The organism is Variovorax sp. PBL-E5, assembly GCF_901827185.1.
Taxonomy (GTDB): Bacteria; Pseudomonadota; Gammaproteobacteria; order Burkholderiales; family Burkholderiaceae_C; genus Variovorax.
In genome coordinates, this window is the sequence record NZ_LR594671.1 from 1716467 (window position 1) to 1732475 (window position 16009).

The following is a 16009-nucleotide window of genomic DNA, read 5'->3' on the forward strand; positions in this document are numbered from 1 at the left end:
ACGTCATGAAGAAAATCTTTGTCCTCAACGGCCCCAACCTCAATCTGCTCGGCACGCGCGAGCCCGCGCAGTACGGCCACGAAACGCTGGCCGACGTCGAGCGCATGTGTCAGGAGGCGGGCGCGAAGCTCGGCGTCGAGATCGAGTGCCGGCAGTCCAACCACGAGGGCCAGCTGATCGACTGGATCCATGAAGCCGGCCGCGAGGTCGCCGCCGGCCGGATGTTCGGCGTGGTGATGAATCCCGGCGCCTACACGCACACCTCCATCGCGCTGCACGACGCGATCAAGGGCGCCAGCGTGCCGCTGGTCGAGTTGCACATCTCCAACGTGCATGCACGCGAGGAGTTTCGCCATCACTCCTTCATCTCGCCGGCGGCGCGCGGCATCATCGTCGGCTTCGGCGTCAAGGGTTATGCGCTCGCCATCGAGGCGCTGGTGCGCGTGAGCGAGGCGGCTTGAGCACCGCGCCGCGCCCCCCGAAAGAGCGGCCCGGCCTGTTCGCCGCCGAAGACGGCACGCTGCGCTGCCGCTGGTGCGAATCCACCTCGGCCTACCAGCGCTACCACGACCACGAGTGGGGCTTTCCGGTCGCGGACGATCGGCGCCTGTTCGAGAAGCTGTGCCTCGAAGGCTTTCAGGCTGGCTTGAGCTGGCTCACCATCCTCAACAAGCGCGAGGCCTTCCGCAACGGCTTTGCGCAGTTCGATGCCGAGCAGGTGGCGCGCTTCGGCCCGAAGGAGGTGGAACGGCTGCTCGGCGATGCGGGCATCGTGCGGCATCGCGGCAAGATCGAGTCGACGATCAACAACGCGCAACGCGTGCTCGAACTGCGGGCGGAGTTCGGTTCGCTGGCGGCCTACGCCTGGGGCTTCGAGCCGCATCCGGCTTCGCGTCCCCAGCGGGTCACGCATGCGGCGCTGCAGACCATGGTCACTTCGCCCGAGTCGATCGCCATGTCCAAGGATCTGAAGAAACGCGGCTGGAGCTTCGTCGGCCCGACGACGGTCTACGCCTTCATGCAGGCCATGGGCCTGGTCAATGACCACGTCGAAGGCTGCCATGCGCGCGAGCTGGCGCTGGAAGCCCGCGCCAAACTCAAGCCGCCGCGCCGGCCCGCTGCTGTTAAGTGATCTGAGGCCGCGCCGACTTGCGCTGGCTCACTCGGCCCTGGGTGTCGACGCTTTCGAGGTGCACCTCGAAGCCCCACAGCCGCGCGACATGCTTCAACACTTCTTGCGCGTCGTCGTGTAGCGGGCGGTTGTTGTGCTGGGTGTGGCGCAGCGTGAGCGAGCGGTCGCCGCGCACGTTGACGCTCCAGACCTGGATGTTGGGCTCGCGGTGGTTGAGGTCGTACTGGCGTGACAGCGATTCGCGCAACTCGCGGTAGCCGCTGTCGTCATGGATCGCGGCCACTTCGAGTTCCGATTCGCTCTCCTGGTCGCGGATGGCGAAGAAGCGGAAGTCGCGCATCAGCTTCGGCGAGAGGAACTGGCCGATGAAGCTCTCGTCCTTGAAATTGCGCATGGCGTTGTGCAGCGAGTCGACCCAGTTGGTGTCCGCCAGTTCAGGGAACCAGCGCCGGTCTTCCTCGGTCGGCTTCTCGCAGATGCGCCGCAAATCGCTGTACATCGCGAAGCCCAGCGCATACGGGTTGATGCCGCTGTAAGCGCGGTGGCCGATCGGCGGCTGGAAGACGACGTTGGTATGCGACTGCAGCCACTCCATCATGAAGCCATCGGCCAGCAGGCCTTCGTCATAGAGGGTGTTGAGCAGCGTGTAGTGCCAGAAGGTGGCCCAGCCCTCGTTCATCACCTGCGTCTGGCGCTGCGGATAGAAATACTGCGCCACCTTGCGCACGATGCGCACCACTTCGCGTTGCCAGGGTTCCAGCAAGGGTGCGTTTTTCTCGATGAAGTAGAGCAGGTTTTCCTGCGGCTCGGTCGGAAAGCGCTTGGCGGCGGCCTCTTCGTCGGTCGTGCGGCCGGCGCGGCGCGGCAGCGTGCGCCACAGGTCGTTGACCTGCTGCTGGAGGTGGTGCTCGCGCTCCTCGCGGCGCACCTGCTCCTGGCCGAGCGAGAGCTTCTGCGGACGGCGGTAGCGGTCGACGCCGTGGTTCATCAGCGCGTGGCAGGAGTCGAGCAGGTCTTCGACCGCCGACACGCCATGACGCTCCTCGCATTCCGCGATGTAGGTGCGCGCATAGACGAGGTAATCGATGATGGACGAGGCATCCGTCCACATCTTGAACAGGTAGTTGCCCTTGAAGAAGCTGTTGTGACCGTAGGCCGCATGGGCGATCACCAGGGCCTGCATCGCCATGGTGTTCTCTTCCATGAGGTAGGCGATGCACGGATCGGAATTGATCACGATCTCGTAGGCCAGGCCCATGTGGCCACGGCGGTAGTTCTTCTCGGTGGCGATGAACTGCTTGCCGTAAGACCAGTGGCGGTAGATCACCGGCATGCCGACGGAGGCATAGGCATCCATCATCTGCTCGGAGGTGATGATCTCGAGCTGGTTGGCGTAGGTGTCCAGCCCGTAGCCCTTGGCCACGCGGGCGATCTCGGTGTGGTAGCGCTCGATCAGGTCGAATGTCCAGTCCGAGGGGCTGGGCAGCGGCTCCCTCGCTTTCTCGTTCATGCCGATGACCTCTCTTTCTTGAACAGGTCGCGAAAAACCGGGTAGATGTCCTGTGCATCGGCGACCTTGCGCATGGCGAAGTTCTTGTGGGATTCGACCAGCTGGCTGTATTCCTCCCACATGTTCTGCTCGGCCTCGGCGACCTGCACGTAGGCGTAGTAGCGCACCAGCGGCAGCAGCTGGTCGCGCAGGAGCTCGCGGCAGCGGCCGCTGTCCTGGTGCCAGTTGTCGCCGTCGCTGGCCTGCGCGCCGTAGATGTTCCACTCGCCGCTCGGGAAGCGCGCGCGGATGATGTCGTTCATCAGCGTGAGCGCGCTGGAGACCACGGTGCCGCCGGTTTCGGTGGCGTGGAAGAACTCTTCTTCGGTCACCTCGGAGGCCTGCGTATGGTGACGGATGAAGACCAGCTCGATCTTCTCGTAGTGCCGCGTGAGGAACATGTAGAGCAGCATGAAGAAGCGCTTGGACATGTCCTTGCGTGCCTCGTCCATCGAGCCCGACACGTCCATCAGGCAGAACATCACCGCCTTGGCCGACGGCACAGGCACCTTGACCCGGTTGCGGTAGCGCAGGTCGATCGGGTCGAGGTAGGGGATGTGCTTGGCCTTGGCGCGAAGCTCCTCGATCCTGGCTTCGGTGTCGCGGATCTCGCGCTGGACCAGCGCGTCGGCCAGGCGCGGGCTGCGCTGGAGGTGCAGCAGATGAGCCTCGAGCTCGCGCAGTTCGCGCCGCGTATCGCCGCCGAGCGCGATGCGACGCGCCAGTGCGCCGCGCATCGAGCGCACCACATGCAGGTTGGTGGGCATGCCGTCGCTGGTGAAGCCGGCGCGATGGCTCTTCCATTCGGGCACTTCGGCCAGCTGGGTGCGGATCAGGTGGGGCAGGGCGAGGTCCTCGAAGAAGACCCGCATGAACTCTTCCTTGGTGAGGCGGAAGACGAAATCGTCCTCGCCGCCTTCGCCGTCGCCGGCCTGCGAACCGCTCCCCGCGCCGCCGCCGCCGCCCTGCGGGCGCTCGATGCGGTCGCCCTTGACGTATTCGCGGTTGCCGGGATGCACGTATTCGCGATCACCGCCCTGGCCGTGGCCGAAGACCGGCTCGGAGACGTCGCGCTTGGGCAAGGTGATGTCCTCGCCCTGCTCGAGGTCGCGGATGCTGCGGCCGCTGACGGCGCGCCGCACGGCTTCGCCGATCTGCTCGCGATAACGCCGCAGGAAACGCTCGCGGTTGCCGATGGATTTGTTCTTCCCCGACAACCGGCGGTCGATGATCTGCTGCAGCATCGCCACGGCGATCTCCTTTCCTCAGTCCATCATGAACTCTTGCGCACGCGCAGGTACCACTCGCACAGCAGGCGTACCTGCTTGGCGGTGTAGCCCTTCTGCACCATGCGGTTGACGAAGTCTTCGTGCTTCTTCAGCTCGTCGGCGCTGCTCTTGGCGTTGAAGCTGATGACCGGCAGCAGCTCCTCGGTGTTGGAGAACATCTTCTTCTCGATCACCGTGCGCAGCTTCTCGTAGCTGGTCCACAGCGGGTTCTTGCCGGCATTGCCGGCCCGCGCGCGCAGCACGAAGTTGACGATCTCGTTTCGGAAGTCCTTGGGGTTGCTGATGCCCGCGGGCTTCTCGATCTTCTCGAGCTCGGCGTTCAGTGAGCCGCGGTCGAACACCTCGCCGGTGTCCTGGTCGCGGTACTCCTGGTCCTGGATCCAGTAGTCGGCGTAGGTGACGTAGCGGTCGAAGATGTTCTGGCCGTATTCGGAGTAGCTTTCGAGGTAGGCGGTCTGGATCTCTTTGCCGATGAACTCGGCGTAGCGCGGCGCCATCAGCTCCTTGATGTAGGACAGGTACTTCTGTTCGGTCTCCGGCGCGAACTGCTCGCGCTCGATCTGCTGTTCGAGCACGTACATGAGGTGCACCGGGTTGGCCGCAACCTCCGAGCTGTCGAAGTTGAACACCTTCGAGATGATCTTGAAGGCGAAGCGCGTCGACACGCCGCTCATGCCTTCGTCGACGCCCGCGTAGTCGCGGTATTCCTGGATCGACTTGGCCTTGGGGTCGGTGTCCTTGAGGTTGTCGCCGTCGTACACCTGCATCTTGCTGAAGACGCTGGAGTTCTCGGGTTCCTTCAGCCGCGTCAGCACCGAGAACTGGGCCATCATGCGCAGCGTGCCCGGGGAGCAGGGCGCCGCCGACAGCGAGGAGTTGCGCACCAGCTTCTCGTAGATCTTGATCTCTTCGGACACCCGCAGGCAGTACGGCACCTTGACGATGTAGATGCGGTCGAGGAAGGCTTCGTTGTTCTTGTTGTTGCGGAAGGCCTTCCATTCGCTTTCGTTGCTGTGCGCGAGCACGATGCCGTCGAATGGGATGGCGCCGAAGCCCTCGGTGCCCTTGAAATTGCCCTCCTGCGTCGCTGTCAGGAGCGGATGCAGCACCTTGATCGGCGCCTTGAACATCTCGACGAATTCGAGCAGGCCCTGGTTGGCCAGGCACAGGCCGCCCGAGTAGGCGTAGGCATCGGGGTCGTCCTGCGCGAAAGTTTCCAGCTTGCGGATGTCGATCTTGCCGACCAGGGAGGAGATGTCCTGGTTGTTCTCGTCGCCGGGCTCGGTCTTGGCCACCGCGATCTGCCGCAGCACGGACGGGTAGCGCTTGACGATCTGGAACTTGCGGATGTCGCCGCCATACTCTTCGAGGCGCTTGACGGCCCAGGGCGAGAGGATGCGCTGCAGGTAGCGGCGCGGGATGCCGTATTCCTTCTCGAGGATCTCGCCGTCTTCGTCGGCGTTGAAGAGCCCGAGCGGCGATTCGTTCACCGGCGAACCCTTGATCGCGTAGAACGGCACCTGCTCCATGAGCTGCTTCAGCCGCTCGGCGATCGAGCTCTTGCCGCCGCCGACCGGGCCGAGCAGATAGAGAATCTGCTTGCGCTCCTCCAGCCCCTGCGCGGCATGCCGGAAGTACGACACCACCTGTTCGATGGCGTCCTCCATGCCGTAGAACTCGCGGAACGCCGGATAGATCTTGATGACCTTGTTGGCGAAGATGCGCGACAGGCGCGGGTCGTTGCGCGTGTCCACCAGCTCCGGCTCGCCGATGGCCTGCAGCATGCGCTCGGAGGCCGTGGCGTAGGCCGTGGGCTCACGCTTGCAGATATCGAGGTACTCCTGCAGCGACAGGACCTCCTCGCGCGTGCGCTCGTAGCGAGCTGCGAAGTTGCTGATGACATCCATAGACACCTCCATCGAGTCAGCGGGGCGCTACCCGGAGTTTTCCGTGTTGCCCACGTCGCATCGCTCGCAGAAAGGTGCCGTGTGATGTGGTGAGCACGTTGGGAGAAAACTCCTGAGCAGGTACTGGCTCAAAGCATAAAACAAAGAACGCCGTTCGACCTATTTCTTTTCAATTCAGAATCCACACTTTCGTTGAAAGTTCCGACGCAAAAGCGGCAGCACTTCGCAAAAGCGGCGACAGGATTTTCCCGGCGGCACCGTGCGCTATTTGCCGATCATGTCCTACGCGTTCGCCAGCCGGATCGTCCACCGGGATGGTGCTGCCGATCAGCGCATTGATCCTCGCCATTTGTCGCATCCACATCGCTTCAAAGAATATTCCGGCAAAAACGCACACTCCGCATCCGCATCGACCCAATAGCCCCAGTCGCCGATGCCTTTCACGACAACTGTCGCGAGCGCGGTTGCGTTGACCGATCGCGGGTTACCCGCACCCGAATCGGGTACGAACGCACAAGCAAATTGGATGCCGCGATGCGGCGTGCGCTCAGACGAAGCGGTTGCTCAGCTGACCCAGGCCATCGATCTCGATGCGGACCACGTCGCCGGTCTTCAGGTACTGCGGCGGCACCAGGCCCATGCCGACGCCCGCCGGCGTGCCGGTCGCGATCACGTCGCCAGGGTAGAGCGTGATGCCGCGCGAGCAAGTCTCGATCAGCGTCGGGATGTCGAAGATGAGATCGCTGGTCTGCCCGTCCTGGCGCAGCTCGCCGTTGACCCAGCAACGCACCCGCGTGCGCGCGCCGTCGAGCGCATCGGCGGTGACGATCCACGGGCCCATCGGGCAGAAGGTGTCGAAGGACTTGCCGAGATCCCATTGCTGGTGGCGCATCTGCACGTCGCGCGCCGTGACATCGTTCACGATGGTGTAGCCGAACACGTGCGAGAGCGCGTCGGCGCACGCGATGTTGCGCCCGCCCTTGCCGATCACCACGGCCAGCTCGGCCTCGTAGTCGATCTGCGACGAGACCTCGCCGGGCAGGCGCACCTCGTCCTGCGGGCCCACCACGCACTCGGGAAGCTTGGTGAAGACGATGGGCCAGCCCTCGGGATCGGCGGCATTGTTCTTGAAGACCGAGGCCGACAGCTCCTTCGCATGCGCGCGGTAGTTGCGTCCGACGCAGAAGATGTTGCGCCGCGGCAGCGGCAGCGGGGCTTCCAGCCGCACGTCGGCGAGCGCGATCCGCTCGCGCGCTGGCGGCGTGGCCTCCGTGCCGCTGGCCTGGCGTTCGATCAGCGCCAGCGCGCCGCGGCGCGCCTCGGCCTCGTCGAGCGGCAGCAGCGCGATCGAGGCCGCGTCTTCCGACACCAGGCCGACATGGCGTCGGCCTTGGTACTGACAGGTGGCGATTCGCAAAATGATTCCTTCGGATGGTGTTCGAATCAAATGGTACCAATACGATACCAAGTGCACAATGCCAGGCAGCGCGCCGCCGTTGATACGATCGGCGTGCACCCTCCCAACCATCCGGACTTCGCGATCGTGCACAACGCCCTGACACTGCGGGAATCCATCCTCGAGAAACTGACATCGCGCGCCTGGCGGGCGGGACACCGCCTGCCGACGGAGCGCCAGCTGAGCGTCGAATTCGGTCTCGGCCGATCGACGGTGCGCCGCGTGCTGGCGGAGCTCAAGGACAAGGGCTTCATCACCCAGACGGTGGGCAGCGGCACTTATGTCGCCGACGGGGTCGGTCGGGCCCTGTCCGAGATCGCCGCGGCCGCGGCGCCGATGGCGACCAGCCCGGCCGAGCTGATGGGCGCGCGCCTGGTGCTGGAGCCGGCGATCATCGCGCTGGTGATCGGCAACGCGACCGCCGCGGATTTCTCCCGCATGGAGGAGTGCTGCGACAAGGGCGAGTCGGCCTCGACCATCGAGGACTTCGAGGTCTGGGACGGCAGGCTGCACGAGGCGATTGCCGCTGCGGCGCACAACAGCTTCATCGCCGCCGTGTTCCAGCGCATGAACGAAGTGCGCGCGCAGAGCGAATGGGGCATGCTCAAGCGCCGCAGCGCAACGCCCGAGCGCCGCCTCGACTACCAGCGCGAGCATCGCGAACTGGTCGCCGCGCTGCGGGACCGCGACGGCATTCGCGCGACGCAGCTCTGCATCGATCACCTGACGCGCGTGCGGCGCAACATGCTGGGCTATTGAGCGGCGTGGCGTGCGGCTCAGGGCAAACCCGGCTTCACGTTGACCGGCGTGGCAGCGATCGCTATATTGGTTCGTGGCTGATGGCAAGTAAGACCAATAAGGCCCAATTCTGCATTGGAGTCGAACCGTGAATGCTCGATGGATCCGAGGCCACGGCCTCAAGACCGCACTGCCGCGGCTCGCGATGGTGCTGATCGCCGGCTTCTGTCTTGGCGCCGCCGCCCAGGACTATCCCTCGCATCCCGTGCGCATCGTGGTGCCGTTCGCGGCGGGCGGCCCGGCCGATGTCTATGCACGCTTCATCGCGACCCGGCTGGGCGAAGCCCTGGGCCAGGCCTTCGTGGTCGACGACCGGCCCGGCGCCGGATCGGTGATCGGCACCGACGTGGTGGCCAAGAGCGCACCCGACGGCTACACGCTGCTGCTGATGTCGAACGCGCACACGGTGAATGAGTCGCTGATCCCGAACAAGCCCTTCCAGCTGATGCGCGACTTCGTGCCCATCGCGCCCATCAACGAGTCCGACCTGGTGCTGGTGACGCGCGGCGACCTGCCGGTCGATAACCTGGCCCAGCTCATCGCGCTCGCGAAATCGAAGCCCGGCGCGCTGACCTACGCATCCTCCGGGCCGGGCACGCCGTACCACATGGCCGGCGAGCTCTTCAAGGCGATGGCCGGCGTGTCGATCCTGCACATTCCCTACCGCGGCAGCGCGGGCGCGCGCACCGACGTGCTCGGCGGCCAGGTCGACATGATGTTCGACGCGGTGCCGACCATGGCGGAACACGTGCGCGGCGGCAAGGTGAAGGCGATGGCCACCACCGGCCTGACTCGCTCGCCCGTGATGCCCGACGTGCCCACCGTCGCCGAGGCTGGCGTGCCCAAGTACGAGGCGACGATCTGGCTCGGCCTGATGGCGCCGAAGGGCACGCCGCCCGCCGTCGTCGAACGCCTGAATGCGGAGGTGGCGAAGATCGTCTCGAACCCCGACACCGCGAAAGCCTGGAAGACGCAAGGCGCCACACCCATGACGATGAGCGTGCCGGCGTTCACGCGCTACATGAACGAGGACATCGCGAAATGGGCGCGCATCGTGAAGATCTCCGGCGCCAGGGCCGACCGATGAAGCTGCTCTGTGCCGGCGCCGCGCAGGGCCTGGTCAAGGCCTTGCAGGACGGCTTCCTGGCGTCGACCGGCGGGCGCATCGACGCGTGCTTCGGCGCCGTCGGTGCCATGAAGGAAGCGCTGCTGGCGGGCGAGCCCTGCGACGTGATGATCGTCACCGCGTCCATGATCGCTGCGCTGCAGTCCGAGGGCCGCCTGGTGGCCGGCACCGAGGCTGCGCTCGGGCGCGTGCGCACCGGCGTCGCGGTGCGCGAGGGCGAGCCCCTGCCCGACATCGGGTCGCCCGAAGCCTTGAAGGCGAGCCTGCTCGCAGCATCCGCGATCTACCTTCCCGACACCGAGCGCTCGACGGCCGGCATTCATCTGGCGTCGGTGCTGGCGCGGCTCGGCATCGCGGCATCGGTGGCGCCGCGGCTGCGCACCTATCCGAACGGCGCCACGGCGATGCGCGCGCTGGCGTCCGACGCCGAGGCAGGTGCGATCGGCTGCACCCAGATCACCGAGATCAGGTACACACCCGGCATCGTGCTGGCCGGTGCCTTGCCTGCCGCGTTCGAACTCGCGACGGTCTATGCGGCCGCGGTGAGCGCGACGGCTGCCGAGCCCGAACTCGCACGGCGCTTCGTCGACCTGATCACGGGACCGCAGACACACGCCCTGCGCGCGCAGGGCGGCTTCGAATTCCCGGTCTAGCTTCGACGTGCCCGGCCCGTGCCGGCGCCATGGGCGCAGGGCGCGGCCGCATATCAACATGCTATGGCCGCTGCCGAATTCAGCATTAGACATCGCTGTAACGATTTCCTAAGCTCGATCTCCGAGCCGTGGCACCGCCATGGACCTCGACAGATAAGAACAGGAGACACCGTGACGCGCAGCAGCATCCGCAGAGCTTCCGCAGAGACATCGATTCCCGATCGCCGCCGTTTCCTGCGGGCCGGCGGCGCACTGATGGCCAGCGGGGTCATCGCCCAGCTCGCCGCCTGTGCGCACACGCCCGGCACGCCGGCCGCATCGGCTGCGCCGGCCGCACGCACGGGCGCGATCGACATGCACGCGCACTGGACACCGGAGCCCTACGCCAAGGCCATGGCCGAGCTCGGCCGTCCGACCTTCGCGAACGGCTCGGCGCTCAACCCGCTCATGTACGACCTGCCCAAGCGCCTCGAGTGGATGGACCAGCGCAACATCCGGACGCACGTGTTGACCTTGTCGGGCAACATGCCCTGGTGGTGGGCGAGCGATGCCGACGCCATGCGGCTCGCGCAGCTCGTCAACGATTCCGCGCTGACCGCGCATGCGACGTACCCGGAGCGCTTCTACATCGGCCTGGCCGTGCCGATCAAGCAACCCGACGCCGCGCTCAGGGAACTGAACCGCATGGCCGGCAAGCCCGGCGTGCATGCGGTCGGCCTGCCGAACTCGATGAACGGGCAGGACTACCTGTTCACCCCGGAGTACCTGCCCTTCCTCGCGCGCTGCGAGGAGCTCAACCTTCCGCTGCTGTTCCATCCGCTGGACTTCCCGCCCAACTACTACGGCGGACCGCAGCGCCTCGCCGGTCCGAGCTTTCTGTACAACACGCTGGGCTTCACCTTCGAGCATGCCAACACGGCGGAGAAGTTCATCTCCTCCGGGTACCTCGACCGCTTTCCCAGGCTGCAGATCCTGCTCGCTCATGCAGGCGGCGCGTTTCCGTTCATTGCCCAGCGGCTGGCCCATGCCGTCGAGAAAGGCGCGTCGAACGTGAAGCTGCAGCATTCGTACCAGGAGTACGTGCGGCGCTTCTACTACGACACGCTGACCTATTCGAAGGGGGGGTTGCGCTACCTGATCGACACCGTCGGCATCGATCGTGTGGTGATCGGCACTGACGTGTTCGCGGCCATGGACGTGCGCGAGCCGATGTACCTGGTGGACCAGCTCGACCTGCCGGCGGCCAGCCGCGAGATGATCCTGCGCAGCAATGCGCTGCAGCTGATGCACATGTGAACGGAGCCGCCATGCCTCTGCGCTTGTTCCAACTCCTGTCGGCGTTCTGCATCGCAGCGACGATGGCTGCCTTGCCTGCACGGGCGGACACCTACCCGTCGCGCGCGGTGCGGGTGATCAGTCCCTTCGCGCCGGGCGGCGGCCTCGACGTCGTGCTGCGGCCCCTGCTCCAGAAGATGGGCGAGAGCATGGGCCAGAGCTTCTTCCTCGACAACCGCTCCGGCGCGAACGGCATGATCGGCATCGAGGCCGGCGTGCGTTCGCCGGCCGATGGCTACACGCTGATCGGCGTCACCTCGGGCGCGGTGACGATCAATCCCAACGTCTACCAGAAGATGTCCTACGACACGGCACGCGACCTGGTGCCGGTGGTCAACGTCGGCAGTGCGCCGTTCGTGATGGTGATCCATCCCTCGCTGCCGGTGCACAACGTCAAGGAATTCATCGCGCTGGCCAAGGCCGACAAGGGCACGCTGCCCTATGGCTCGCCGGGCGTCGGCGGCACCAACCACCTGGGCGCGGAGTATTTCCTGCAGCTGACCGGCACGCAGATGGTCCACGTGCCCTACCGCGGCAGCCAGCCCCTGATGACCGATCTGGTCGGCGGTCAGGTCAAGATGGCCTTCGACTCGGTGATGGCGACGGTGCCCTTCGTTCGCAGCGGCAGGCTGCGCGCGCTCGGCATCGCCTCGGCGAAGCGCTCGCCGGTCGCGCCGGAGATCCCGACGCTGGCCGAGGAGGGCGGTCCGCCGTTCGAGCTCAGCTCCTGGTACGGCATCATGGCGCCGGCCGGAACGCCGCCCGAGATCATCGCCAAACTCAATGCCGAGGCGGTCAAGGCGCTGGCCGATCCGCAGCTGCGCAAGCTCTATGCGGGCCTCGGCATCGAGGTCGTCGGCAACACACCGGCGCAGTTCGCGCAGCAGATCAAGGAGGACACCGCACACTGGGGCCAGGTGGCGAAGACGGCCCATGTGCAAGCGGATTGATTCATGAGTCAGAAATGGGGAATCCTCGGCGCCGGCGACATCGCGCAGCGCAACATCGTGCCGGCGCTCGCGCAGGTCGAAGGCGCTGAACTCGTCGCGGTGATGAACCGGCGCCTGGCCAACGCGCAGGCCTTCGCGGAGCGCAACAAGATTGCCGGTGCCTACGATTCGCTGGATGCGTTCCTTGCCCATCCGCAACTCGATGCGGTCTACATCGCCTCGCCCAACGGCCTGCATGCCGAGCACACGATCGCCGCCGCGCGCGCGGGCAAGCACGTGCTGTGCGACAAGCCCATGGCGCTCACCGAGGCCGAGTGCGAACGCATGATCGAGGCCTGCGAGCGCCACGGCGTGAAGCTCGGCGTGGTGTTCCAGAACCGCTATCACCCCGCGCACATCCAGGCGCGGCGTCAGATCGAGGCCGGCGTGCTCGGCGAGATCCAGTACGCCTCGGCACAGCTGTGCGTCGGGCGCGCGCGCGGCCACTGGAAGGGCTGGCGGCTCGATCCCTCCGTCGCGGGTTCGGGCGCCATCGTCGGCCAGGCGGTGCATCCGATCGACATCCTGCGTTTCCTGATGGACAGCGAGGTGGTGGAAGTGCAGGCCATGACCGATCAGCAACTGCCCGACCGGCCCGTGGACGACATGGCCTACGCGCTGCTGCGCTTCGCCAACGGCGCCCATGCCACGGTGGTCGCGGGCACCGTGGTGCCGCGCTCCGCCAACGACGTCGTGCTGTACGGCAGCGGCGCGCGGATCGTCTGCACCAGCACGCTCGGAACGCCGGCCGCCGGCGCGCGCCAGAAGCTCAGCATCGAAGGCGAGGGCACCGGCATGAACCTGGACTTCTCCAGCAGCACCTCGCCCCAGCGCTTTGCCGCGATGCTCGACGACTTCGGCCGCTGCATCCGCGAGCAGCGCGAGCCGGCCCTCTCCGGGCGCAACGGCCTGCAGATGGTGAAGATCGCCAATGCGGTGCTCGAATCCAGCCGGCACGGCAAGGCCGTGCGGCTCTCCCCGACGGATCAAGGAACCCGATGACCATCTATCCGAACCACACCAAGCGCCAGCTCGCCGAAGGCAAGATCGCGATCGGCATGGGCCTGCACCAGTCGCGGCTGGTCGACATCGCCGCGATCGGCAAGACCTGCGGCTTCGACTGGCTCTTCATCGACATGGAACACAGCGGGCTCGACCTCGGCGTCGCCACGCAGATCGCCTCGGCGGCGCTGCCGGTGGCCATCACACCCATCGTGCGGGTGCCGGGCAAGGAGCATCACCACGCTTCGCGCATGCTCGACGGCGGCGCGCAGGGCGTGGTGGTGCCGCACGTCGACACGATCGAGGAAGCCCGGCGCGTGGTCTCCTATTGCAAGTACCCGCCGCTGGGGCATCGCTCGCTGTATGGCCAGCAGCCGCAGTTCGGTTTCAGGAACGTGCCGATCGCCGATGCGATGCAGATGGCGAACGACGAGACCCTGGTGGTCATCATGCTCGAATCGCCCGAGGCGATCGCGCAGGCCGACGAGATGGCCGCTGTGCCCGGCGTCGACGTGCTGCTGATCGGCACCAACGACTTCTGCGCCGAGTCCGGCATCCCGGGCCAGTACGGCCATGCGAAGGTCGAGGATGCCTACGCCTGCGTCATCGCGGCCTGCCGCAAGCATGGCAAGACGCCCGGCATGGGCGGGGTGGTGGACCACGTGCTGCTCGAGAAATACATCGGCCTGGGCATGCGCTTCATCCTCAGCGGCAACGACATCGGCTTCCTGATGGCGGGCGCGCGCCAGCGCGCGGACTATCTGCACGGCCTGTCGTACTGATGGCATCGGAACGCCCGCCCATCGCGCGCGGGACGAGGACACGATCATGAACAAGCGCATTGTGTGGAGCGCGGCCCTCGGTCTCGCGCTCACGGCCCTGTCGGCAGGGGTGCCGGCGCGTGCCGACGAATTCCCGTCGCATCCCATCCGCGTCATCGTGCCGTATGCGCCGGGCGGCGGCAGCGACATCAGCACGCGGGTGGTGCAGAACCGCGTGACCGAGCTGCTGAAGGAATCGCTCGTCGTCGACAACCGCGCCGGCGGCGGCACGCTGATCGGGACGCGCATCGTGGCATCCGCGCCGCCCGATGGCTACACGGTGGGCGTGATGGACCCGGCCTTCCTCATCACGCCCTCGCTCTTCGCCGATGCCCACTACGACCCGCTGAAGGACTTCGTGCCGATCTGCCTGATCAGCGTGACGCCGATGATCCTGGCCGTGCCGAGCGCGTTCCCGGTGAAGAACTTCAAGGAGTTCCTCGACTACGCGAAAAAGAATCCCGGCAAGCTGAACTACGGCTCGCCGGGTGCCGGCAGTGCGGGTCATCTCGCGATCGAGCAGGTCCGCAATGCCTTCTCGCTCAAGATGACCCACATCCCTTACAAGGGCTCCGGCCCCGCGATGACGGCCGTGGTGGCGGGCGAGGTCAACGCCTTGATGTCGGGCTCCGCGCTGGTGCCGATGGTGCAGAACGGACAGCTGCGCGGCCTCGCGATCACCGGCAGCAAGCGGCTCGCCGGGCTGCCCGACGTGCCGACCTTCGCCGAGCTCGGCTATCCGCAGATCAACGTGCAGACTTTCGCGGCCGTCGTCGCGCCGGCCGGCACGCCCGCCGCTGCGGTGCATCAACTGCAATCGGCATTTGCCGGCGCGCTCCAGGTGCCCGAGGTGCGGCGCATGCTCGAGGACCGCGGGCAGTTGCCGGTCGGCGGCAGCTCGGAAGACCTCGGCACCTTCTTCAAGGAGAACCTGGTCAATCTGGTCAAGGTCGTGCATGACTCCCACATCAAGATCGACTGAGGCCAGGCCGGCCGTGATGGCCATGCTGCCGCTGTACGCGCCGCTCATGGCGGCGCTCGAAGAAAGCTACGAACTGCTCAAGCCCTGGGAGGCGCGCGACCCGGCCGCCTTCCTGCGCGCGCACGGCGCCCGCGTGCGCGCGGTCGTCACCACCACGAGCCGCGGCTTCGCAGCGCCGGAGTTCGATGCCTTTCCCGCGCTCGAAGCGCTGGCCTGCTACGGTCCCTACGTCACGCTGCTCGATCTGCGGCGCGCCGGCCAGCGCGGCGTGTCGGTGAGCTGCACGCCCGACTCGACCGCCGAGTCCGTTGCCGATCTCGCGATGGGCATGGTCGTCGGCATCATGCGCCGGCTCAGCGAGGCCGATCGCTTCGTGCGTTCCGGGCAATGGCCGACCCAGGCCTTCGCGTCCGGCCGCGAGGTCCACGGCAAGCGCTGCGGCATCGTCGGCTTCGGCCGCATCGGCCAGGAACTGGCGCGCCGCGCCGCGGCCTTCGACATGCAGGTGAGCTACCACGGCCCGCGCGCCAAGGCCGGCGTGGCGCATCGCTACGTCGACGATCTGCAGGCGCTGGCGCGCGAGTCCGATTGCCTGGTGATCGCCTGTGCGCTCACGCCCGAGACCCGCGGCATGGTGAACGCCGCCGTGCTCGATGCGCTGGGGCCGGACGGCTTCCTGGTCAACGTGGCGCGCGGTGCCATCGTCGATGAGGCGGCCTTGATCGATGCGCTCGCCCAACGGCGCATCGCCGGCGCGGCGCTGGACGTGTTCGCCGACGAACCGCAGGTGCCCGCCGCGCTGCGCGCGATGGAGCAGGTGCTGCTCGCGCCGCACATCGGCACCTCGACGCGCGAGAACCGCGACGAGCGCATGCGCAAGCTGCTGGCCAATCTGCGCGCCCATTTCACCGGCGAGCGCGCGCCGCATCCCGTGCCGACCGACGCCTGAACGCCGCGCGCCCGACCGACC

The 16009-nt window shown here is 66.5% G+C and carries 16 protein-coding genes; 11 read left to right on the forward strand and 5 right to left on the reverse strand.

The features are described from left to right. Positions 1-5 precede the first annotated feature (5 nt). Both aroQ and WDLP6_RS08395 read left to right on the forward strand, forming a co-directional pair. A complete protein-coding gene (gene aroQ / locus WDLP6_RS08390) occupies positions 6-461 on the forward strand; it encodes a type II 3-dehydroquinate dehydratase (RefSeq protein WP_162566584.1) in 456 nt (151 codons plus the stop codon). Continuing rightward, on the forward strand, positions 458-1132 hold the full coding sequence (locus WDLP6_RS08395; protein WP_162591961.1) for a DNA-3-methyladenine glycosylase I: 675 nt from the start codon (positions 458-460) through the stop codon (positions 1130-1132). Before aroQ ends, WDLP6_RS08395 begins: the two co-directional genes overlap by 4 nt. Here WDLP6_RS08395 and WDLP6_RS08400 read toward each other — a convergent pair. The 5 genes from WDLP6_RS08400 to WDLP6_RS08420 all read right to left on the reverse strand — a co-directional run bounded on the left by WDLP6_RS08400 (position 1125) and on the right by WDLP6_RS08420 (position 7294). Beyond that, on the reverse strand, positions 1125-2642 hold the full coding sequence (locus WDLP6_RS08400; RefSeq protein WP_162591962.1) for a SpoVR family protein: 1518 nt from the start codon (positions 2640-2642) through the stop codon (positions 1125-1127). The genes WDLP6_RS08395 and WDLP6_RS08400 overlap by 8 nt on opposite strands. Further along, on the reverse strand, positions 2639-3925 hold the full coding sequence (locus WDLP6_RS08405) for a YeaH/YhbH family protein (protein WP_174259927.1): 1287 nt from the start codon (positions 3923-3925) through the stop codon (positions 2639-2641). The genes WDLP6_RS08400 and WDLP6_RS08405 overlap by 4 nt, the downstream gene beginning before the upstream one ends. 29 nt (positions 3926-3954) lie before the next feature. Next, a complete protein-coding gene (locus tag WDLP6_RS08410) occupies positions 3955-5877 on the reverse strand; it encodes a PrkA family serine protein kinase (protein ID WP_162591964.1) in 1923 nt (640 codons plus the stop codon). Between the two features lie 169 nt (positions 5878-6046). Further along, the gene (locus WDLP6_RS08415) at positions 6047-6226 is read right to left on the reverse strand and encodes a hypothetical protein (RefSeq protein ID WP_162591965.1); all 180 of its coding nucleotides are present in this window, start codon (positions 6224-6226) and stop codon (positions 6047-6049) included. A 198-nt stretch (positions 6227-6424) separates the two neighbouring features. Further along, complete coding sequence (locus WDLP6_RS08420) at positions 6425-7294, reverse strand: fumarylacetoacetate hydrolase family protein (RefSeq protein WP_162591966.1); 870 nt, start codon at positions 7292-7294, stop codon at positions 6425-6427. Between the two features lie 93 nt (positions 7295-7387). Here WDLP6_RS08420 and WDLP6_RS08425 point away from each other — a divergent pair, with 93 nt between their 5' ends. The 9 genes from WDLP6_RS08425 to WDLP6_RS08465 all read left to right on the forward strand — a co-directional run bounded on the left by WDLP6_RS08425 (position 7388) and on the right by WDLP6_RS08465 (position 15988). After that, the gene (locus WDLP6_RS08425) at positions 7388-8092 is read left to right on the forward strand and encodes a FadR/GntR family transcriptional regulator (RefSeq protein WP_232076998.1); all 705 of its coding nucleotides are present in this window, start codon (positions 7388-7390) and stop codon (positions 8090-8092) included. A 184-nt stretch (positions 8093-8276) separates the two neighbouring features. Further along, positions 8277-9218: a tripartite tricarboxylate transporter substrate binding protein gene (locus WDLP6_RS08430; protein WP_162595020.1), complete on the forward strand. Its 942-nt coding sequence runs from the start codon at positions 8277-8279 to the stop codon at positions 9216-9218. Beyond that, positions 9215-9910 (forward strand): molybdate ABC transporter substrate-binding protein, encoded by a 696-nt coding sequence (locus tag WDLP6_RS08435; RefSeq protein ID WP_162591967.1) that lies wholly within the window; start codon positions 9215-9217, stop codon positions 9908-9910. Before WDLP6_RS08430 ends, WDLP6_RS08435 begins: the two co-directional genes overlap by 4 nt. A gap of 171 nt (positions 9911-10081) precedes the next feature. Beyond that, on the forward strand, positions 10082-11206 hold the full coding sequence (locus tag WDLP6_RS08440) for an amidohydrolase family protein (protein WP_162591968.1): 1125 nt from the start codon (positions 10082-10084) through the stop codon (positions 11204-11206). An 11-nt stretch (positions 11207-11217) separates the two neighbouring features. Further along, complete coding sequence (locus tag WDLP6_RS08445; RefSeq protein WP_162591969.1) at positions 11218-12195, forward strand: Bug family tripartite tricarboxylate transporter substrate binding protein; 978 nt, start codon at positions 11218-11220, stop codon at positions 12193-12195. 3 nt (positions 12196-12198) lie between these two features. Beyond that, entirely contained in the window at positions 12199-13236 is a 1038-nt protein-coding gene (locus WDLP6_RS08450) for a Gfo/Idh/MocA family protein (protein WP_162591970.1), read from the forward strand. Then, entirely contained in the window at positions 13233-14018 is a 786-nt protein-coding gene (locus WDLP6_RS08455; RefSeq protein ID WP_162591971.1) for an HpcH/HpaI aldolase family protein, read from the forward strand. The genes WDLP6_RS08450 and WDLP6_RS08455 overlap by 4 nt, the downstream gene beginning before the upstream one ends. 46 nt (positions 14019-14064) lie before the next feature. Beyond that, on the forward strand, positions 14065-15039 hold the full coding sequence (locus tag WDLP6_RS08460) for a Bug family tripartite tricarboxylate transporter substrate binding protein (protein ID WP_162591972.1): 975 nt from the start codon (positions 14065-14067) through the stop codon (positions 15037-15039). A gap of 16 nt (positions 15040-15055) precedes the next feature. Beyond that, complete coding sequence (locus tag WDLP6_RS08465; protein ID WP_232076999.1) at positions 15056-15988, forward strand: 2-hydroxyacid dehydrogenase; 933 nt, start codon at positions 15056-15058, stop codon at positions 15986-15988. Positions 15989-16009: the final 21 nt, after the last annotated feature.